Source organism: Providencia sp. PROV208 (assembly GCF_028479465.1).
GTDB classification, from domain to species: domain Bacteria; phylum Pseudomonadota; class Gammaproteobacteria; order Enterobacterales; family Enterobacteriaceae; genus Providencia; species Providencia alcalifaciens.
In genome coordinates this window covers 61,556-78,523 of the sequence record NZ_JAMPNS010000004.1, presented here as the reverse complement: position 1 = coordinate 78,523, position 16,968 = coordinate 61,556, and the positions used below count along the sequence as shown (strand labels likewise).

Genomic DNA, 16,968 nt, shown 5'->3' with positions numbered 1-16,968 from the left:
TAATTCACTTATTTTGGCGCTGCTTGCAGCGGGTTGGCTAAAAAGTACTGACGTAGCCCTTGATGGATACCATCTGCCACTTTTTCCTGATAGTCATTCGATTTCAGTAACTGCTCTTCTGAAGTGTTACTAATAAACCCCGTTTCGACTAAGATTGATGGAATATCAGGGGAACGCAATACCCCAAGGCTCGCATGTTCTGGTGTTTTCTTATGAATGTTACCAATTTTTCTTAGTTGCTGAATCACATGAACTGCTACATCGTAACCAACACGCTGGGAGTGCCCAAATTGTAAATCCAATACGGCTTGGCTGAGGTATGGATCCGCACCGCTCAATGCATCTCCTGCTCCACCTAAAAGCTCAGATTGTTTTTCACGTTGCTCTAACCAGCTACCTAATTCGCTGTTTGCACGGCGGTTTGATAACACCCATACAGAGGCGCCGCGAGCGCTACTGTTAGGTGCAGAGTCTGCGTGGATAGACACTAACATGTTGGCACCTTTTTTACGGGCAACATCCGAACGACCACTCACTGAAATAAAATAGTCACCGTCCCTTGTCATAACAGGTTTAAACATCGGGTCTGCATCCAATTTCTGGTACAGCTTACGCGCGACACTCAGGGTAACATCTTTTTCTTTATATCCATTTTTACCGATTGCCCCAGGGTCTTTCCCTCCATGACCCGCATCAATAGCAATCACGACCTGCTTGGTGCCTTTTGGCAAAGTTTTAGTCGGTGTTGTTGATACTGGAACCGCCGCAGGTGCTGTTGCTGGCGCATTCATTTTTAATGATTTTTCTTGCGCAGGCTGAGTAGGTTGCGAATTTCGTGTGGATGGCGTGACCGCAGACTGTGTTGGCATCACGGTATTATTAAATGAGCTTGATGCCTGTCCTTTACCTGTAGATAAAGTGAATATGACCTGATATTGACCTGAAACCTGCTGAACGGTCGCTTTCGTTTTCGCCGCTTGGGCAAGCTCAAGTACAATACGTTTGTGCTGGCTATCTGGCGCTTGGCTTGCACGTACTTGCTTCACTAAATCCCCTTTAGCGAGCTTTAATGGTAAGCCAATAATTTCACCACGTTGCTGGACATCTATCACTAAACGTTCTGGTGAATGCAGCGGAAAGTACGAATAATCAGGCTTTCCATCAACAAATGTTAATGTAACTTGAGCCTGTGAAGGGCTATTACTGACTTGAATATTAGACAGTGATGCAGCTTTGGCGGTCGATGTCACCAAAGCCAATACAAACATCATCAATAATAGGAAAAAAGAAAAAATACCCTTGGTAGTTATTCTGTTCATCGATGCATTCATCATGAGCTATATGTTCCTTAGAATACCGTTAACGCTTCCAATAATGACTCTCCGGTTGCCGAAAAAGCGACAACGCGAGCCTGACGCCCTTCATTTTGATACGTTAAATGGATCTCAAGATCCGCTTCAGGTAAGAAGCCTTTGCCTTGCTGTGGCCATTCAACCAAACAGACGGAGGTGTCAGAAAAATAGTCGCGAATCCCCATAAACTCAAGTTCTTCAGGATCGGCTAAGCGATATAAATCAAAGTGAAAAACATGTCTATCCGCTAATTCATAAGGCTCAACTAATGTATAAGTTGGGCTTTTAACATGGCCTTTGTGACCCAACGCTTGCAAAAATCCACGGCTAAACGTTGTTTTCCCCGCGCCAAGATCCCCATAAAGGTTAATTATCGCGCCTTGTTTGCAAGCCATTGCAATCGTGCGCCCTAGTGCTACGGTTTGCTCTTCATTAGCAAGTTGTATTGTGCGTTCTTTCATAGTTGGTGCAGCCAATTATAATGATGAGATCTATTCAAGATTGATATTAACGCCTATTTTAACTCAAGCGGATCTATTTTTGTTATTTAACATTGTTGGAACATCGAGATCGGAAATATCCGACTAAGATCGACCCCACAAGATCCGTTGATTTTGAGAAATCAAACGATCGTGTTAGAGTGCCTGCGAATCCACTTTTATCTAGATATTTCCCATGTCCACACGCCTCAATCTTGAACTTCTCGCCCAAAATATTAAGCAATGGGGCATCGATGCTGGCTTTCAACAAGTCGGTATTTGCGATACGGATCTTACCCTTGAGGAACCCAAGCTCCAAGCCTGGCTGGATAAACAATATCATGGCGACATGGAGTGGATGAATCGCCATGGCATGATGCGGGCAAGACCCCACGAATTACATCCCGGCACACTACGGGTCATCAGTGTCCGCATGAATTATCTCCCTGCGAAGGCGGCTTTTGCCAGCACGCTTAACAACCCTGAGCTAGGCTACGTCAGTCGCTATGCTCTCGGTCGAGATTATCATAAGCTATTAAAAAAACGCTTAAAAGTGCTTGGAGATCAAATCTTAGACTATTGCCAACAGTTTGAATGTTCCGATGACATAAACTTTCGCCCGTTTGTTGATTCAGCCCCTATCCTTGAACGTCCATTAGCGGTTAAAGCGGGGTTAGGTTGGACTGGTAAGCACTCATTGGTACTTAATCAACATGCGGGATCTTGGTTTTTTCTTGGTGAGTTACTGATCAACCTGCCACTTCCTGTCGATCAACCCGTTGAAGAACAATGTGGGCGCTGCGTTGCTTGCATGACAACCTGCCCGACAGGTGCGATTGTTGAACCCTATACTGTCGATGCAAGACGCTGTATTTCCTATCTGACCATTGAATTAGATAGTGCAATTCCTGAGGAATTTCGCCCATTGATGGGTAATCGAATTTATGGCTGTGATGACTGTCAGCTCATCTGCCCATGGAATCGCTTTTCTCAGCTCACTGATGAAAGCGATTTTAGCCCAAGGGCTGCATTGCATACGCCAGAGCTATTAGATCTTTTTTCATGGAGTGAAGAGAAATTTCTACGTATTACAGAAGGATCGGCAATCCGCCGCATTGGCTATATTAAATGGCTTCGAAATGTCAGCGTCGCTTTGGGTAACGCGCCCTATCAAGATAGTATTGTCCTCGCATTGCAAAATCGTCTTGGAATGAACCCAATGCTAGACGAACACTTCCAATGGTCTATTGAGCAGCAATTAAAGCGCCGAGCAGAAAATCAAGTCACAATTCAAACTTCGCAACAAAAACGTCTTGTTAGGGCAATTACTAAAGGTTTACCGCGAGACGCCTAAAAAAAGCCCACCCTTATATCCTAAGTAGTAAATTGTCAAACTGATGTGAATAAAATAAAAAAAGGCTTAGCCGACAATAGGTAAAGGATTTGCAAGTTGTGCTCAGCACATTTTGAACAAATATTTTTTTACTTTAATTTCAATAGATTAAAGTAAAAACGATGAATATTCATTTTGTGATAGTCAAAAGTTAACCAACACGCAACCTGTGGATAACTCTGTGCAGTAAAGTGTTTCCGTCTAGGATAAATTGAACCTAGCCCCACTCAAATTGTGGATAACTTTCTCATGGAAAGAAATAATAAAAAACGCTGAATTTTACTTAACTAACTAAAGTAAAGTTGGTAAAAAATCAGGTTGAGAAGAAATTTTAGCTGAAATGGCAAAAATAGGATTTTTTACTATTCAGTAGAACGTTCGTCATTTTAGTCGAAGTTCTTATAGAGTGCCCTATTGCTAAGGGGTGGCTATTCTATGGTGCTCTGCTTATGAATGCAAGCAAAAAACTCACTTGGATCCTAAAAAGATCATAAATAATAAAAGGATCTTGGATTCTCATGACAAAAATTGTTTGTGCACAAAGAATAGACGCTGAAAGCCAAAATAAGTATTAATGCTTAGCTATAAAACTAAAAATCAGTGAAGTATATTGAGGAGATACTAAGAGAAAAATTTGGAGCGGGAAACGAGACTCGAACTCGCGACCCCGACCTTGGCAAGGTCGTGCTCTACCAACTGAGCTATTCCCGCATTTGGAGGGTACTACTTTTGCTAAAACACTAAGAAAGTTTGGAGCGGGAAACGAGACTCGAACTCGCGACCCCGACCTTGGCAAGGTCGTGCTCTACCAACTGAGCTATTCCCGCATTCCGAAAATAGTGCTCTAGCTAAAACATCAAGAAAGTTTGGAGCGGGAAACGAGACTCGAACTCGCGACCCCGACCTTGGCAAGGTCGTGCTCTACCAACTGAGCTATTCCCGCATAACCAATTCTTGGTGCTTTAATCGTGCCGACAAAACAGTAAAAACTTCATCGGTACGGGGAGCGCATTATACGAAAAATTAAGATACTAGCAAGGGTTTGAACTCAAATTTTTTATTTTTTTGTTCGTTTGATGATAAAACAATCACAATGATGATTTTGTCATCGTTGATTGTTAAATAAGAATTTCAACGTGTTAAGTTTGTTAACCTTTTACTTTCTTATAATGACGTCACCCAATTCTTCCATTCTCAAACCATCAACGTTTTCAAATTCACGAGTATTATTTTCCATGATGGTATCTCCCAAGCAATACTATCCAAACAATGCCATATAGCTTGAGCATATGGCATTCTTAAGATTGCGGTAATATTGAGCCTTTAAAGCCCGTCATTTAATAAACGTTTCTCGGTAATAGACCAGCTCGGCAATCGACTCGCGGATATCATCCAGCGCTTGGTGGGTATTTTTCTTTGAGAATCCGGCGAGGATCTCAGGTTTCCAGCGGCGGGCTAACTCTTTTAATGTACTTACATCGAGATAGCGGTAGTGAAAATAACTTTCTAACTCTGGCATATAATTAAATAAGAAGCGGCGGTCTTGGCCTACGCTGTTCCCACAAATAGGCGATGCGCCTTTTGGTACCCATTTTTCTAGGAATTCAATGGTTGCCAGCTCTGCTTCACGCTCACCAATGGAGCTTTTACGAATACGCTCCACTAAGCCACTATTAGTATGCGTGTTTACATTCCACTCGTCCATTAATGCCAACTGCTCTTCGGTTTGATGTACCGCGATAACAGGGCCTTCGGCCAAGATATTCAGGTTACTGTCAGTCACAATGGTCGCGATTTCAATAATACGATCACGAATAGGATCGAGCCCGGTCATTTCTAAATCGATCCAAATTAAATTATTCTCATTCTTTTGCATGATATGCCCTAACTGAATACGGTGGAGTTAAGGTATGATAACACCCTTCGTGCTATCAGTTATAGGTATGTCATTTTTGAACAACGTACCTATCGGTTATAATATAGACGCCAAATTATTTATGTGAGAGAGGTCAGGTGGCTAAGCAGAAACTTTCGAAAGGCCAACAGCGCCGCGTGCAAGAAAATCATCAAAAAAGACTCAAAAAGCAGAAAACGATTGAGATTGATGATAGCCAATTAGGTGAGGCTCAAGAGGGCTTAGTGATTAGCCGTTTTGGTCAGCATGCGGATATTGAAGCCGCAGATGGCACCATACAGCGCTGTAACCTGCGCCGAACCATCTCATCCTTAGTAACGGGTGATAATGTTGTCTGGCGCCCTGCTCTCAATACCCAAAGTGACATTAAAGTGAACGGAATTGTGGAAGCGGTTCATGAACGCCACTCTGTCTTAACTCGCCCTGATTATTATGATGGGCTCAAACCGATCGCTGCTAATATCGACCAAATCGTGGTAGTTTCTGCGATTTTACCCGAATTATCTCTGAATATTATCGATCGGTACTTAGTTGCCTGCGAGACAACAGGAATTCAACCCATTATTGTCTTAAACAAAGTTGACCTGCTAGATGATGAAAATCGTGAGTGGGTTAGCGATTTAATGACAATTTATACGGATATTGGTTATCAAGTTCTCGAAGTGTCCAGCCACACAGGCGAAGGAATGGAAGCACTCACTAACATTTTAGCAGGAAAAGTTTCCGTCTTTGTCGGTCAATCTGGGGTAGGTAAATCCAGTTTATTAAATACATTACTCCCCGATAATACACAGAGCATCTTAGTCAATAATGTTTCCGATATCTCTGGTTTAGGACAACACACCACGACAGCATCTAGACTCTATCATTTCCCACATGGGGGCGATGTTATTGACTCACCTGGGGTACGCGAGTTTGGTCTATGGCATCTCACGAAGGAACAAGTTACTAAAGGGTTTGTCGAATTTAAAGATTACCTTGGCGGCTGCAAATTCCGTGACTGTAAGCATTTAGATGATCCTGGATGTTTGCTGCGAGAGGCGATGGAAGATGGCAGGATTGCCGAATCACGCTTTGAAAACTATCACCGTATTTTAGAAAGTATGGAACAAGTGAAACTGCGCGGTAACTTTACCGCTAAAGAAAAATAATCCCCAAAATCAGTCTAAAATAAGTTAGTGGGCGCTTACATTTTATCGATCATTTCACCCGCTTTCTGAAATAATTCGAAAGCGCATTAGTTTCGGTTACAATAGCGCCCTTTCACTAACTTACCTTTAAAATTCAGAGGTTAACGTGCTAGATAAAATCAAAATCCGCTTGCAGTTTATGCTGCCTAAACAAGGGCTTACCCAACTTGCAGGATGGTTTGCTAGTCGAAATGTGGGCATTGTCACCCAGTGGGCCATAAAACTGTTCGCTAAAGCGTATAAAGTGAATATGAATGAAGCTCAAAAAAGTGAGTTAACAGCGTATTCAACCTTTAACGACTTTTTCATTCGTACGCTAAAAGATGACGCACGCCCAATTGTGGCAGCCGAACATCAACTTGCACAGCCAGCAGATGGCGCAGTTAGTCAGTTAGGCTCTATTGATAATGATTTGATTTTCCAAGCAAAAGGTCATAACTATACCGTTGAAGCCTTGCTGGCAGGTCAATATGAATTAGCGGATAAGTTCCGTAATGGTGATTTTATCACCACCTATTTATCCCCAAGTGACTATCACCGCGTCCATATGCCGTGTGATGGTTTATTAACCGAGATGATTTACGTTCCTGGTGACCTTTTTTCTGTTAACCCATTAACCGCAGCCAACGTACCTAATTTATTTGCACGTAATGAACGTTTAATCTGCGTATTTGATACCCCTTTTGGTGCCATGGTACAGATTTTAGTCGGGGCAACCATTGTCGGTAGTATTGATACCGTTTGGAGCGGTTGTGTTAATCCACAACGTGAAGGCGTAATCAAACGTTGGACTTACCCAGAGCAAGATGAAGAAGGGGCAATTTTCCTACGTAAAGGGGAAGAAATGGGTCTATTCAAGCTGGGTTCTACTGTCATCAACCTGTTTGAACCAAACAAAATTCGTTTTAATGCATCATTGATCCCTGGCTACGCAACCCGCATGGGTGAGCTGTTAGCAGAGTCTGTTGATGGACAACAACGCACTGAAACTGTTAGCTAATCATTTAAACTATAATTAAGTTATCTATCGCTGAAGGAGCTCCTCACTGTGCGTTTGATTATCAGTTTTTTACTTAGCCTGTTAATCGTTTTTTCATCTTATGCGGCGCCAGCCTCCGTACAAGATGAAGCACAGATTACGCAGGAGCTTAAACAGCTTGATCCAAGCAAAAACCCGAAGGACGCTGAGGTTGCTCAAGCGTTACAAGGGGCATTGAGCTGGATTAATGAAGCCCGTGAGTCAGATAGAAAAGCCAAGTCATACCAAGATGCGATTGATAATTTTCCTAAGATTATCAAAACAATCCGCCAGAATCTGCTCAATGAAGCGGATACACCGCCTGCCATTCCCTCCAGCATTAGCTTAAGCGAATTAGAGCAACGTATTACCCAGCTCAGCAGCCAGTTGCTTGACCAAGGTCGATTAATGCAGCAAGAACAGGATAAAGGGCGCGAAATTAGCGAATCCCTAAATGTTTTGCCGCAACAATTATCTGAAGCGCGCCGCCAGTTAACCGATGCATCAACACGGCTTCAATCGCTCAATACTCCGGGAACACCATTAGCAGAAGCTCAATATACACTAGCTCAAGCCGAAGTAAGCGCTCGCAAATCTACTGTGAATGAGCTAGAAATGGCGCAATTGTCTGCCAATAACCGCCAAGAAATTTCCCGAATGGCGCTTGAGCTTGAGAAAAAGCGTTATCAACGCCTAGAGCTTGAGTTACAACAGTTACGCGATTTCCAAAACACTCAGCGCCAACAGAAAGCCATTTTGGCGTTAGAACACACGGAAATGTTGGCGGAACAAGGTGAATTGACGCCGTTCTTAAAAGAGCAGCTTGATATCAACCGTAAGATGTCTCAAGAGTTGACCGAGCAAGCTCAACGTATGAGTGCCATCACCACCAATCAAACAGAGATTTCCACAAGCATTCGTAATGCACGACAAGCGCTGTCAACGATCCGTGAACAAGCTCAGTGGATCAGCAGCTCAAGCACCTTAGGGGAAGCACTGCGTACCCAGCTTTCTCGACTGCCTGAAATTCCGAAAAGCCAACAGCTTGACCGAGAAATGGCAGATTTACGTGTCCAGCGCTTAAATTACGAAGATATGCTTGAGCGCCTCGCTAAACTCGACGTTTCTGTACAAGAAAGTGCGAATGATTTAAACCCTGCTCAGTCGCAAGTGTACCAATCCTTAATGAAAACCCGTAAAGAGCTATTAACCTCACTTATTTCGGGTTTTGACGGTGAAATGTTGGAGCTAACCAAGCTCAATGTGGCGACAGGACAATTGACTGATGCATTAAAAGAAGTGAAAGATGCATCAAACCGCTATCTCTTCTGGGTTGCGGATGTTCCAGCAATTAGCATCAATTACCCTGTTATTGTGGTCACAGACATGACCCAATTACTATCACTGGATACCCTCTCCCAGTTGGCTGGGGCACTAGAGGTCATGGTCACCAGCCAAGATTCATTCTTGTATCTGCTGGGTTCTATTATCTTAGTGATTTTTAGTGTCAGTACACGTCGCCATTATCAAGCTTTCTTAGACCGCTCTAGCTTGCGTATTGGCAAAGTGACACAAGACCGCTTTTATCTAACGATTCGTACAATTTTTTGGTCCATTATCGTTGCACTTCCCCTGCCCATGATGTGGTCGGCTATTGGTTACGGGTTGCAAAGTGCTTGGCAATATCCGATGGCAGCCGCTATTGGCTACGGTGTTAGCGCAACCACCCCGCTGCTCTGGCTATTTATGATCAGTGAAACGTTTTCACGACCAACAGGACTATTTATTGCGCATTTTGGTTGGGATAAAGATGCGGTCAAACGGGCAATGCGCCATTATCGTTTAGCGATTTTTGTGATTGTCCCACTTGTGATGGCCATCATCACCTTTGAACACTATAGCGAAAGAGAGTTTTCTGCGACCTTAGGGCGCCTCTGTTTCCTCATTCTGTGTGTCGCATTAAGCTTAATCACCAATAACTTACGCCGTTCTAAAATTCCATTATATTTGGACCGACACGGCTCCGGTGAAAACTTAATCAATACCGCATTATGGTGGCTGATCTTTATTGCCCCTGTGATTGCTGCATTTTTCTCCGTATTAGGGTACTTCTCTACCTCTCAAGCGTTATTAGCTCGCTTAGAAACATCTGTGGCGATTTGGTTTGTGATTTTGATTGTCTATCACACTATCCAACGCTGGATGTCGATGCAACGCCGTAAATTGGCATTTGAACGGGCTAAGCAGCGCCGTGCGGAAATGTTAGCCCAACGAGCCAAAGGGGAAGAAGACGCACAATTTCCGAATGCCAGCGGCGAAGGGAATATTGATATCGAAGAGCAGGTTATCGATCTGGATGCCATCAGCTCCCAGTCTGTGGGATTGGTCCGCTCCATTCTCACGATGATAGCGCTGGTGTCATTAATTTGGTTGTGGTCTGAATTGCATACTGCATTTTCATTCCTTGAAAATATTCGTTTATGGGATGTCACCTCATCTATCAATGGTGTAGAAACTGTTCAAGCCATTACCATGGGGTCGATTTTTATCGCCATCTTGGTCATTATCGTCACTGCACAATTAGTGAGAAACCTGCCTGCACTCTTGGAACTGGCTGTACTTCAACATCTTGATTTAACACCCGGTACCGGGTATGCCATCAGTACCTTAACCAAATACAGTATTACCATTATAGGGACCATTGTCGGTTTCTCCATGTTAGGGATCGACTGGTCGAAGCTACAATGGTTGATTGCCGCAATGGGGGTTGGGTTAGGATTTGGTTTACAAGAGATTTTTGCCAATATTATTTCTGGTTTAATGATCTTATTTGAAAAGCCAATCCGTATCGGGGATACCGTCACTATCCGTAACCTAACGGGCAGTATCACTAAGATTAATACCCGTGCGACCACCTTAACGGACTGGGATAGAAAAGAAATTATTGTGCCAAACAAGGCATTTATTACCGAACAGTTTATTAACTGGTCTCTGACTGACACCATTACCCGTATCGTGATGACTATCCCTGCTCCGGTGGATGCCGATAGCGAAAAAGTCACTGAAATTATCCTTCGTGCAGCGAAACGCTCGACAATGATCCTTGAAAATCCTAACCCTGAAGTCTATTTAGTGGACTTACAGCAAGGGATTCAAATTTTCGAGCTACGGGTGTATGCCGGTGAAATGGGGCATCGTTTACCTGCACGCCACGAAATTCATCAACATATTTTGGAAGCTTTTGCGGAACAAGGAATTACATTGCCATTCCCACCTTTCCAAGCGCGTGTCGATGTGCGTAATAACACACTGCAAAGTGCCACAAATAACCTTTCAGGTCGCAATCCATCACGCGGTACTGGGGAGCTCTAAGTTTTAAGTTTATAGAGGGAGCTTGCTCCCTCATTCTTACTCGCAAAAAAGGCAATATAATGATCCATACAGTGGAAGCCCAAGACGAATCCATCAAATTGAGAATCACGCAATATGAGCGAGTGGGCTCCATACTGTTTTTTCTGATCCCATTGGTGATTTTACTGATTGTTGGCAAAAGCTTTGCCTTTAATACACTCTATCTATGGCAAGGCTTGAGTCTGCTATATTTGGTGGCTTATCGCTTACAAATTCGTCGATTGTCGACCCAAAAGCTACAAATCATGGTGCGTCGAAGCTGGGGATATAATCGGTTTTATCGCTTCTGCTGGGGATATTTGATTCTGTCGATTATTGGATTGACGGGATACCTACTGATATCCCGTTAAATTGAGGTAGATATTTAGCTTTCTTGGTTGTTACCGTAGGTTTTAATGTAATTGTCAGCAAGCTTCTGTGCTTGTTTTAGCTCTTCTGCACTCAGCTGTTCTGCAATTTTTTTCTGTAAGCGCTGACTCTCTTTGTTTCCACTATACACCGCAGTAGACAACCAAGCATAAGCTTGCTGAAGGTTCTTTTTCACCCCTTTACCCTCGGAGTACATAACCCCTAAACGGTCTTGGGAGTTAGCATCACGCTGTTTCGCTGCTTTTCTGAACCAGAATACCGCTTTTTCATTATCTAATGCGACACCACTACCTATCGAATACATTTGCCCAATTTTAAATTGCGCAATGACATTGCCGCTTTGTGCCGCTTTTCTAAACCAATAGGCGGCTTTTTCGAGATCTTGCTTGACCCCTAAGCCCTGTGCATACATGGTTGCCATATTTGTTTCTGCCCGAGTATCACCATTTTTGGCAGCTTCTTCATACCACAACATCGCTTTATCATAGTCACGGCGCACACCAAAGCCATTAACATACATCGTTCCCAGTCGGAACTGCGCGTCTGAGTTACCTTGATCCCCTGCTTTGATAAACCACTCAGCGGCCACTTTCGAGTCTTGAGAAACCCCCTGACCTTTGAAATAACGCTCACCTAATAGGAATTGAGACACGGGATCGCCTTTTTCAGCTAACTGCGTGATTTGCTCTATCGTCGTCTGTTCACTTGCTGTTGTAGGTTTCGCCGGTGTAGCAAGTAATAATGAACTATAACAAACAGATCCTAACAACAGCGCTAACGCAATTTTTTTCATCCTAAACAACCCTCAACAGTGCAGTATGGCAATTGGCAACACAGTAATACCCGTTATTATCGGCTGATCTTTCAGATTATACAGCCCAAACTTGCTTTTCATCTGAGTAGTTTAAATTTACTCGCCAACAGACAAAATAGGATAAACACCTTAATTTAGATAAATAGCACTTTTCGTTGCCATTTCATCTCAAAGGCAAATAAAAAGCCAGATAGTTTTTTATTCTATCTGGCTTTCTACTAATGCACATACAAAAACTAATTATTTGTTGTCTAAATATTTACTTCTCAAATAACGCGCTACCGCATCATCTTGGTTAGAACCGATCACTTCCATATGAGGCAATGCATCTTTTAGCAATTGATGAGCATTCTGCATGATGCAGCCTTTACCCGCTAGCGTCAGCATCTCTTTATCATTCATGCCGTCACCAAACGCAATGCTATCATGGGTTCCATAGCCATGTAATGCCGCCACTTGCTTTAACGCTTCCCCTTTAGACACAGAGCCTGCCATCACTTCAAGGCAACTACGTAAGGAGAAAGTCACATGCACTTTATCTTTCCAGCGGCGCTGAATTCGCTGTTGAAGATCCACCAGTAAATCATGATCTTCACTGGTGTAGTACACCTTACAGACTTCAGAAGTTGGAAAATCATGACGATCAAACAACTGATAATTAAAGACGGATTCCTTAAAAAACTCTTTTTGCTCTGGGCTTTCACGGTTAATAAACCAATCATCACCATGATAGTAGTTAGTGATGATTTCTGGATGATCAAACTCCATTAAGCAGAGTTCCTCGGAGATATGAGGATCAACATTATGCTCAAAAATCAGATCACCATTTGTATTGTGAATACGAGCACCGTTCGAAGTGATCATATAGGCATCAATCCCCAGACCATCACGGATCTGTGCAACATCGATGTGATGGCGCCCCGTTGCGAATACAAACCGCACACCTTCTGTTGCCACAAGCTGCTTGAGCGTATCTTTGGTGTATAACGTTAAATCATGATTGGGAGATAAAAGTGTTCCGTCCAAATCGGAAGCAACAACCGGATATTTCATACAGGATCCCTAACTATGGCTAATACTGCTCAAAAAAATCACAAATTGCATTGAGTGCCATGGCTCTCAATGCATCTATTTCAAATAGGATTTCGTGGTGAGCCCCTTCGATAATGAGGGGTAATTTTTCTTCTCGTCCTATTTGCGCTTTTTGCCGACTTTGACAAAAAGCTTGTAGCTCTCGATTGCTGACCACCTTCTCTTCGCTCGCTTCAAGTAGCATCAGAGGGGTCTCAATCTCTCCCGCTTTCGCAACCAGCTCTTTGCCAATCGCAAAACTTTCTCGTAACCAGTGGTAAGTTGGACCACCGAGACGTAATTCAGGATAATCCGCATAGTAACGTAAGTAACGTCGATAACGTTCTTGGCTATGGGTTAATACATTGATTAAATAAGGTAATGGCTGCCACTTCCCCGTTGATACAGCGTAGTCATTTCGCACACTTCGGCGCGGTTCTGCCCGCTCAACAATAAAGCTTGCTAACCAATGGGGCATCGGTAAATTGACCCCAATCATGGGAGCACATAATGCAGCAGCATCAAATGTCACGTTGTCTCGAAGTAAATAACCCGCGAGAATAGCTCCGCCCATTGAGTGCGCCAGTGCATAGCATTTAAGATAGTGGCGATCTCTGACCTCTAAATCAATGAATTTAGCGAAGTCATCAATGTAATCTGTAAATTTTTCAACGTGTCCTTTTTGCGGATCGGCTAACATACGCCCGGATCGCCCTTGTCCACGATGATCAATAATAAAAACATCAAAACCTAAATGATAAAAATCATAGGCAACTTCAGGGTATTTAACGTAACTTTCACTGCGACCTGGTGAGATAACCACCGCTTTGTGATGCTTTGCATGAATAAAACGCACATAGTGAATAGGAAGCTCATCAACACCGAGAAATTGTCCCTCTTCACGTAACTGCCAAAAATCTAAAAGCGGACCGTTGGTAAAGGCCGAAAACTCAGTTTCTCGATTTAACCAACTGGCTTTTAGACTATCTGGCGACATGGCGTTTCCTCATTCATAACCTTCTAGATGGTCTTGGATCAAGGTCATAAATGCCTCTCCAAAACGTTCTAACTTACGCTCGCCCACCCCATTGATCAGCAAGAGTTCAACCGGTTTAGTTGGGCAATGCTCTGCCATTTCAATTAACGTTGCATCATTGAAGACCACAAAAGGTGGGATATTCTCTTCATCTGCGATGGATTTACGTAATTTACGCAATTTGGCAAACAGCTTCTTATCATAATTGCCATGGTAAATTTTGTTTTGTTGATTCCGGCTTTTGGTGACTAAAACTCGAGGAACCGCCAACTGTAATGGCATTTCGCCTCGGAGTATCGGTCTGGCCGCTTCGGTTAACTGTAATGCTGAAAAATGGGTAATATTCTGGGTGATCATCCCTAAATGAATCAATTGGCGCAATACACTCACCCAATGTTCATTCGTGTGTTCTTTACCAATGCCATAGACTGGTAGCTTATCGTGCCCTAAATCACGGATCCGCTGATTATTCGCTCCCCGTAGCACTTCAACAATATAGCCAATACCAAAACGCTGTCCAACACGATAAATGCACGATAAGGCTTTTTGTGCATCCACTAATCCATCATAGCGTTTTGGTGGATCGAGACAAATATCGCAGTTACCACATGGCTTTTGGCGGTTTTCACCAAAATAATTCAGTAACACTAAACGGCGACACGTTTGTGCTTCTGCAAACGCGGCGATCGCGTTCAATTTATGACGTTCAATATCCTGCTGCATTCCTGCCGGCTTTTCTTCTAAGCACCGACGCAACCATGCCATATCCGCAGGATCATAAAATAGAATAGCTTCCGCCTCGACGCCATCACGCCCTGCTCGTCCTGTCTCTTGGTAGTACGCTTCAATATTACGAGGGATGTCAAAATGCGCCACAAAACGCACATTGGATTTGTTAATTCCCATCCCAAATGCGACGGTCGCCACGACAATTTGCAGGTTGTCTTTCTGAAAAGCATCTTGTACCCACTCACGCTGAGCATTTTCTAAACCCGCATGGTAGGCCGCAACACTTAAACCTCGCTTTTGTAATCTTTCTGCGGTTTCTTCCACTTTGCTACGGCTATTACAGTAAACAATACCGGACTTGCCTTTTTGAGCCTTAATGAAAAACCAGAGTTGATCTAACGGCTTATATTTTTCGACTAAAGTATAGCGAATGTTTGGTCGGTCGAAGCTGCTAATATGAATTAATGGGTCGTTCAGTTCCAATAAACGAACAATATCAGCGCGAGTAGTTTCATCGGCTGTTGCCGTCAGAGCCATCACTGGTACATTAGGTAACGCGCGGCGTAATTGACCTAATGAACGGTATTCTGGGCGAAAATCATGGCCCCATTGGGAAATACAGTGTGCTTCATCTACCGCCAGTAAGGCGATATCCCAACTCTCCAACTGTTGAATAAAATAGTCAGTCAGTAAGCGTTCTGGTGCCACATACAAAAGTTTAATTTTCCCTTGGGTGCACTGTTCCATGATTTGGCGTTGTTCGAGAGAAGTTTGCGAAGAGTTCAAACAGGCGGCTTCAACACCGTGTAATTTCAGTTGGTCGACTTGATCCTTCATCAAGGATATCAAGGGAGAAACCACCAATGTTATCCCTTGTTTCACCAAGGCTGGAACTTGATAACAGAGCGATTTTCCGCCCCCCGTAGGCATCAATACTAAGCAATCGCGACCATCGAGGATCCCACCAATGACAGCATCTTGCCCTGGACGAAAGGATTGATAACCAAACGTGCTGTTTAGCACATTTTCAGCGAGTGAAAGTTGATTGATAACGCAAGCGGTAGACACGAATTTCCTCTAGAGGTTGAAACAAATAGCTGCCCGAAAAGAGCAGCTATTGGCAAGATATTACCTTGAATTGACCGGAATGTCTGCCCAGATCACATGATATCGTTCAGCATAACACCGATACCAAAACGCGTTTGACGGTAGTTATAGTCTATCATCGACTCACCATAACCACTAAACAGTTGGGTATAAAGGCGCACATGTTTCGTCATCGGGTAGCTCCATCCCAACTCTGCATTGCCATAACCAGAGTTCCAGTTATAGTGTCCTGCTACCGAAATTACACTTTCGCCAAGGTCATAGCCCACTTTGACGCGATAATAACCAAGGTATTTATTGATATCTGGGTTGTCATCACTGCTTTCGCTTTCAGGAATGCGGTACCACGGTTTTAACTCAACTTGCCAATCCCCTTTTTGTGCCATCGCTCGGGCATAAACTCGATTCCAGCTACGAGATGTAGGGTCTGAACGACCGTTCGACTCGTGGTTAAAACCTGTTTCAAACTCACGTAACGTCCAGCCAGCAAATTGGTTATCTAGCGCCCAGCCCACAAAAATTTGGGGTTGATAGTTGGTTTCACGAAATGGTGAAGATTCTTTCTTGTTACTTAGTTGCCACCAAGAACGCTGAGTATAAGAGGCGGCGAGCACTGAGTTTTCCCCTGCGATGCCACGCCAAATTGGAAATGCCAAACTCAATTGGAATTTCACTTCATCGTTAAGCGCATCATTCCCCCAATCATAGCTCGCGATGGCTTTTTTATTCATCGACGAAGTATAGGTATAAATGATGTAGTTAGGTTCGTAAGGATATAAAACAAAGGGGTTATCATAATTTTGCAGTAACCCAGAAATAATACTTCCGCGAACGGGGGTATGATTTGCTGCATCCTGCTGTGCCGGTTCTTCGGTATTATCAGATGCAAAGAGTGAAACAGACCAGAAACAGAGCACAGAACTCAACAACATTTGTAAAGCGCGCATTTGCCATTCCTATTTCAACAGCAGTGAAAAAAAATTTGTCTCATTTTACACCGAAACATGATTAACCGTTGAAAGATTATTCATTTGTTTTCTAGATATTAGCACATACATAATGTTAACTTATGATTAACATCATA

13 protein-coding genes and 3 tRNA genes are annotated in these 16,968 nt (G+C 43.3%); 5 read left to right on the top strand and 11 right to left on the bottom strand.

What is annotated here, in order from left to right; all coding sequences use genetic code 11:
* Positions 1 to 8 precede the first annotated feature (8 nt).
* Both amiB and tsaE read right to left on the bottom strand, forming a co-directional pair.
* On the bottom strand, positions 9 to 1,334 hold the full coding sequence (amiB, locus tag PR766_RS03720; protein WP_006662383.1) for an N-acetylmuramoyl-L-alanine amidase AmiB: 1,326 nt from the start codon (positions 1,332 to 1,334) through the stop codon (positions 9 to 11).
* A gap of 14 nt (positions 1,335 to 1,348) precedes the next feature.
* Positions 1,349 to 1,813: a tRNA (adenosine(37)-N6)-threonylcarbamoyltransferase complex ATPase subunit type 1 TsaE gene (gene tsaE / locus PR766_RS03715; protein ID WP_006657966.1), complete on the bottom strand. Its 465-nt coding sequence runs from the start codon at positions 1,811 to 1,813 to the stop codon at positions 1,349 to 1,351.
* A gap of 214 nt (positions 1,814 to 2,027) precedes the next feature.
* On the opposite strand from tsaE, the gene queG reads away from it, so the two are divergent.
* Positions 2,028 to 3,185: a tRNA epoxyqueuosine(34) reductase QueG gene (gene queG / locus PR766_RS03710; protein WP_036977931.1), complete on the top strand. Its 1,158-nt coding sequence runs from the start codon at positions 2,028 to 2,030 to the stop codon at positions 3,183 to 3,185.
* Positions 3,186 to 3,859: 674 nt separating this feature from the next.
* On the opposite strand, the gene PR766_RS03705 is transcribed toward queG, so the two are convergent.
* The 4 genes from PR766_RS03705 to orn all read right to left on the bottom strand — a co-directional run bounded on the left by PR766_RS03705 (position 3,860) and on the right by orn (position 5,100).
* Positions 3,860 to 3,935: transfer RNA gene (locus PR766_RS03705), tRNA-Gly, on the bottom strand.
* Between the two features lie 40 nt (positions 3,936 to 3,975).
* Positions 3,976 to 4,051, bottom strand: a tRNA-Gly gene (locus PR766_RS03700).
* 40 nt (positions 4,052 to 4,091) lie between these two features.
* Positions 4,092 to 4,167: transfer RNA gene (locus tag PR766_RS03695), tRNA-Gly, on the bottom strand.
* Between the two features lie 390 nt (positions 4,168 to 4,557).
* Positions 4,558 to 5,100 carry an oligoribonuclease gene (orn, locus tag PR766_RS03690; protein WP_036948917.1) on the bottom strand — a complete coding sequence of 181 codons (543 nt, stop codon included), beginning with the start codon at positions 5,098 to 5,100 and terminating at the stop codon, positions 4,558 to 4,560.
* A gap of 137 nt (positions 5,101 to 5,237) precedes the next feature.
* Here orn and rsgA point away from each other — a divergent pair, with 137 nt between their 5' ends.
* From rsgA to PR766_RS03670, 4 genes are all read left to right on the top strand, one after another.
* A complete protein-coding gene (gene rsgA / locus PR766_RS03685; protein WP_036963230.1) occupies positions 5,238 to 6,290 on the top strand; it encodes a small ribosomal subunit biogenesis GTPase RsgA in 1,053 nt (350 codons plus the stop codon).
* A gap of 145 nt (positions 6,291 to 6,435) precedes the next feature.
* Positions 6,436 to 7,329, top strand: a complete 894-nt coding sequence (asd, locus tag PR766_RS03680) for an archaetidylserine decarboxylase (protein ID WP_036963229.1) — start codon at positions 6,436 to 6,438, stop codon at positions 7,327 to 7,329.
* Between the two features lie 48 nt (positions 7,330 to 7,377).
* Positions 7,378 to 10,719: a miniconductance mechanosensitive channel MscM gene (mscM, locus tag PR766_RS03675; RefSeq protein ID WP_036963227.1), complete on the top strand. Its 3,342-nt coding sequence runs from the start codon at positions 7,378 to 7,380 to the stop codon at positions 10,717 to 10,719.
* A 59-nt stretch (positions 10,720 to 10,778) separates the two neighbouring features.
* Positions 10,779 to 11,108, top strand: coding sequence for a hypothetical protein (locus PR766_RS03670; protein WP_006658167.1), 330 nt, complete (start codon positions 10,779 to 10,781; stop codon positions 11,106 to 11,108).
* A gap of 14 nt (positions 11,109 to 11,122) precedes the next feature.
* On the opposite strand, the gene PR766_RS03665 is transcribed toward PR766_RS03670, so the two are convergent.
* The 5 genes from PR766_RS03665 to pldA all read right to left on the bottom strand — a co-directional run bounded on the left by PR766_RS03665 (position 11,123) and on the right by pldA (position 16,831).
* Positions 11,123 to 11,920, bottom strand: a complete 798-nt coding sequence (locus PR766_RS03665; RefSeq protein ID WP_154636297.1) for a tetratricopeptide repeat protein — start codon at positions 11,918 to 11,920, stop codon at positions 11,123 to 11,125.
* 261 nt (positions 11,921 to 12,181) lie between these two features.
* Entirely contained in the window at positions 12,182 to 12,994 is an 813-nt protein-coding gene (yigL, locus tag PR766_RS03660; RefSeq protein ID WP_154636298.1) for a sugar/pyridoxal phosphate phosphatase YigL, read from the bottom strand.
* A gap of 19 nt (positions 12,995 to 13,013) precedes the next feature.
* Positions 13,014 to 14,009, bottom strand: a complete 996-nt coding sequence (pldB, locus tag PR766_RS03655) for a lysophospholipase L2 (RefSeq protein ID WP_006662377.1) — start codon at positions 14,007 to 14,009, stop codon at positions 13,014 to 13,016.
* 9 nt (positions 14,010 to 14,018) lie between these two features.
* Entirely contained in the window at positions 14,019 to 15,845 is a 1,827-nt protein-coding gene (gene recQ, locus PR766_RS03650; RefSeq protein WP_230086805.1) for an ATP-dependent DNA helicase RecQ, read from the bottom strand.
* A gap of 92 nt (positions 15,846 to 15,937) precedes the next feature.
* A complete protein-coding gene (gene pldA, locus PR766_RS03645; RefSeq protein ID WP_006662375.1) occupies positions 15,938 to 16,831 on the bottom strand; it encodes a phospholipase A in 894 nt (297 codons plus the stop codon).
* Positions 16,832 to 16,968 lie beyond the last annotated feature (137 nt).

Coding starts and splice junctions, on each gene's coding strand:
- amiB (WP_006662383.1), bottom strand. CDS start 1,334: ATGATGAATGCATCGATGAACAGAATAACTACCAAGGGTATTTTTTCT.
- tsaE (WP_006657966.1), bottom strand. CDS start 1,813: ATGAAAGAACGCACAATACAACTTGCTAATGAAGAGCAAACCGTAGCA.
- queG (WP_036977931.1), top strand. CDS start 2,028: ATGTCCACACGCCTCAATCTTGAACTTCTCGCCCAAAATATTAAGCAA.
- orn (WP_036948917.1), bottom strand. CDS start 5,100: ATGCAAAAGAATGAGAATAATTTAATTTGGATCGATTTAGAAATGACC.
- PR766_RS03670 (WP_006658167.1), top strand. CDS start 10,779: ATGATCCATACAGTGGAAGCCCAAGACGAATCCATCAAATTGAGAATC.
- PR766_RS03665 (WP_154636297.1), bottom strand. CDS start 11,920: ATGAAAAAAATTGCGTTAGCGCTGTTGTTAGGATCTGTTTGTTATAGT.
- yigL (WP_154636298.1), bottom strand. CDS start 12,994: ATGAAATATCCGGTTGTTGCTTCCGATTTGGACGGAACACTTTTATCT.
- pldB (WP_006662377.1), bottom strand. CDS start 14,009: ATGTCGCCAGATAGTCTAAAAGCCAGTTGGTTAAATCGAGAAACTGAG.
- pldA (WP_006662375.1), bottom strand. CDS start 16,831: ATGCGCGCTTTACAAATGTTGTTGAGTTCTGTGCTCTGTTTCTGGTCT.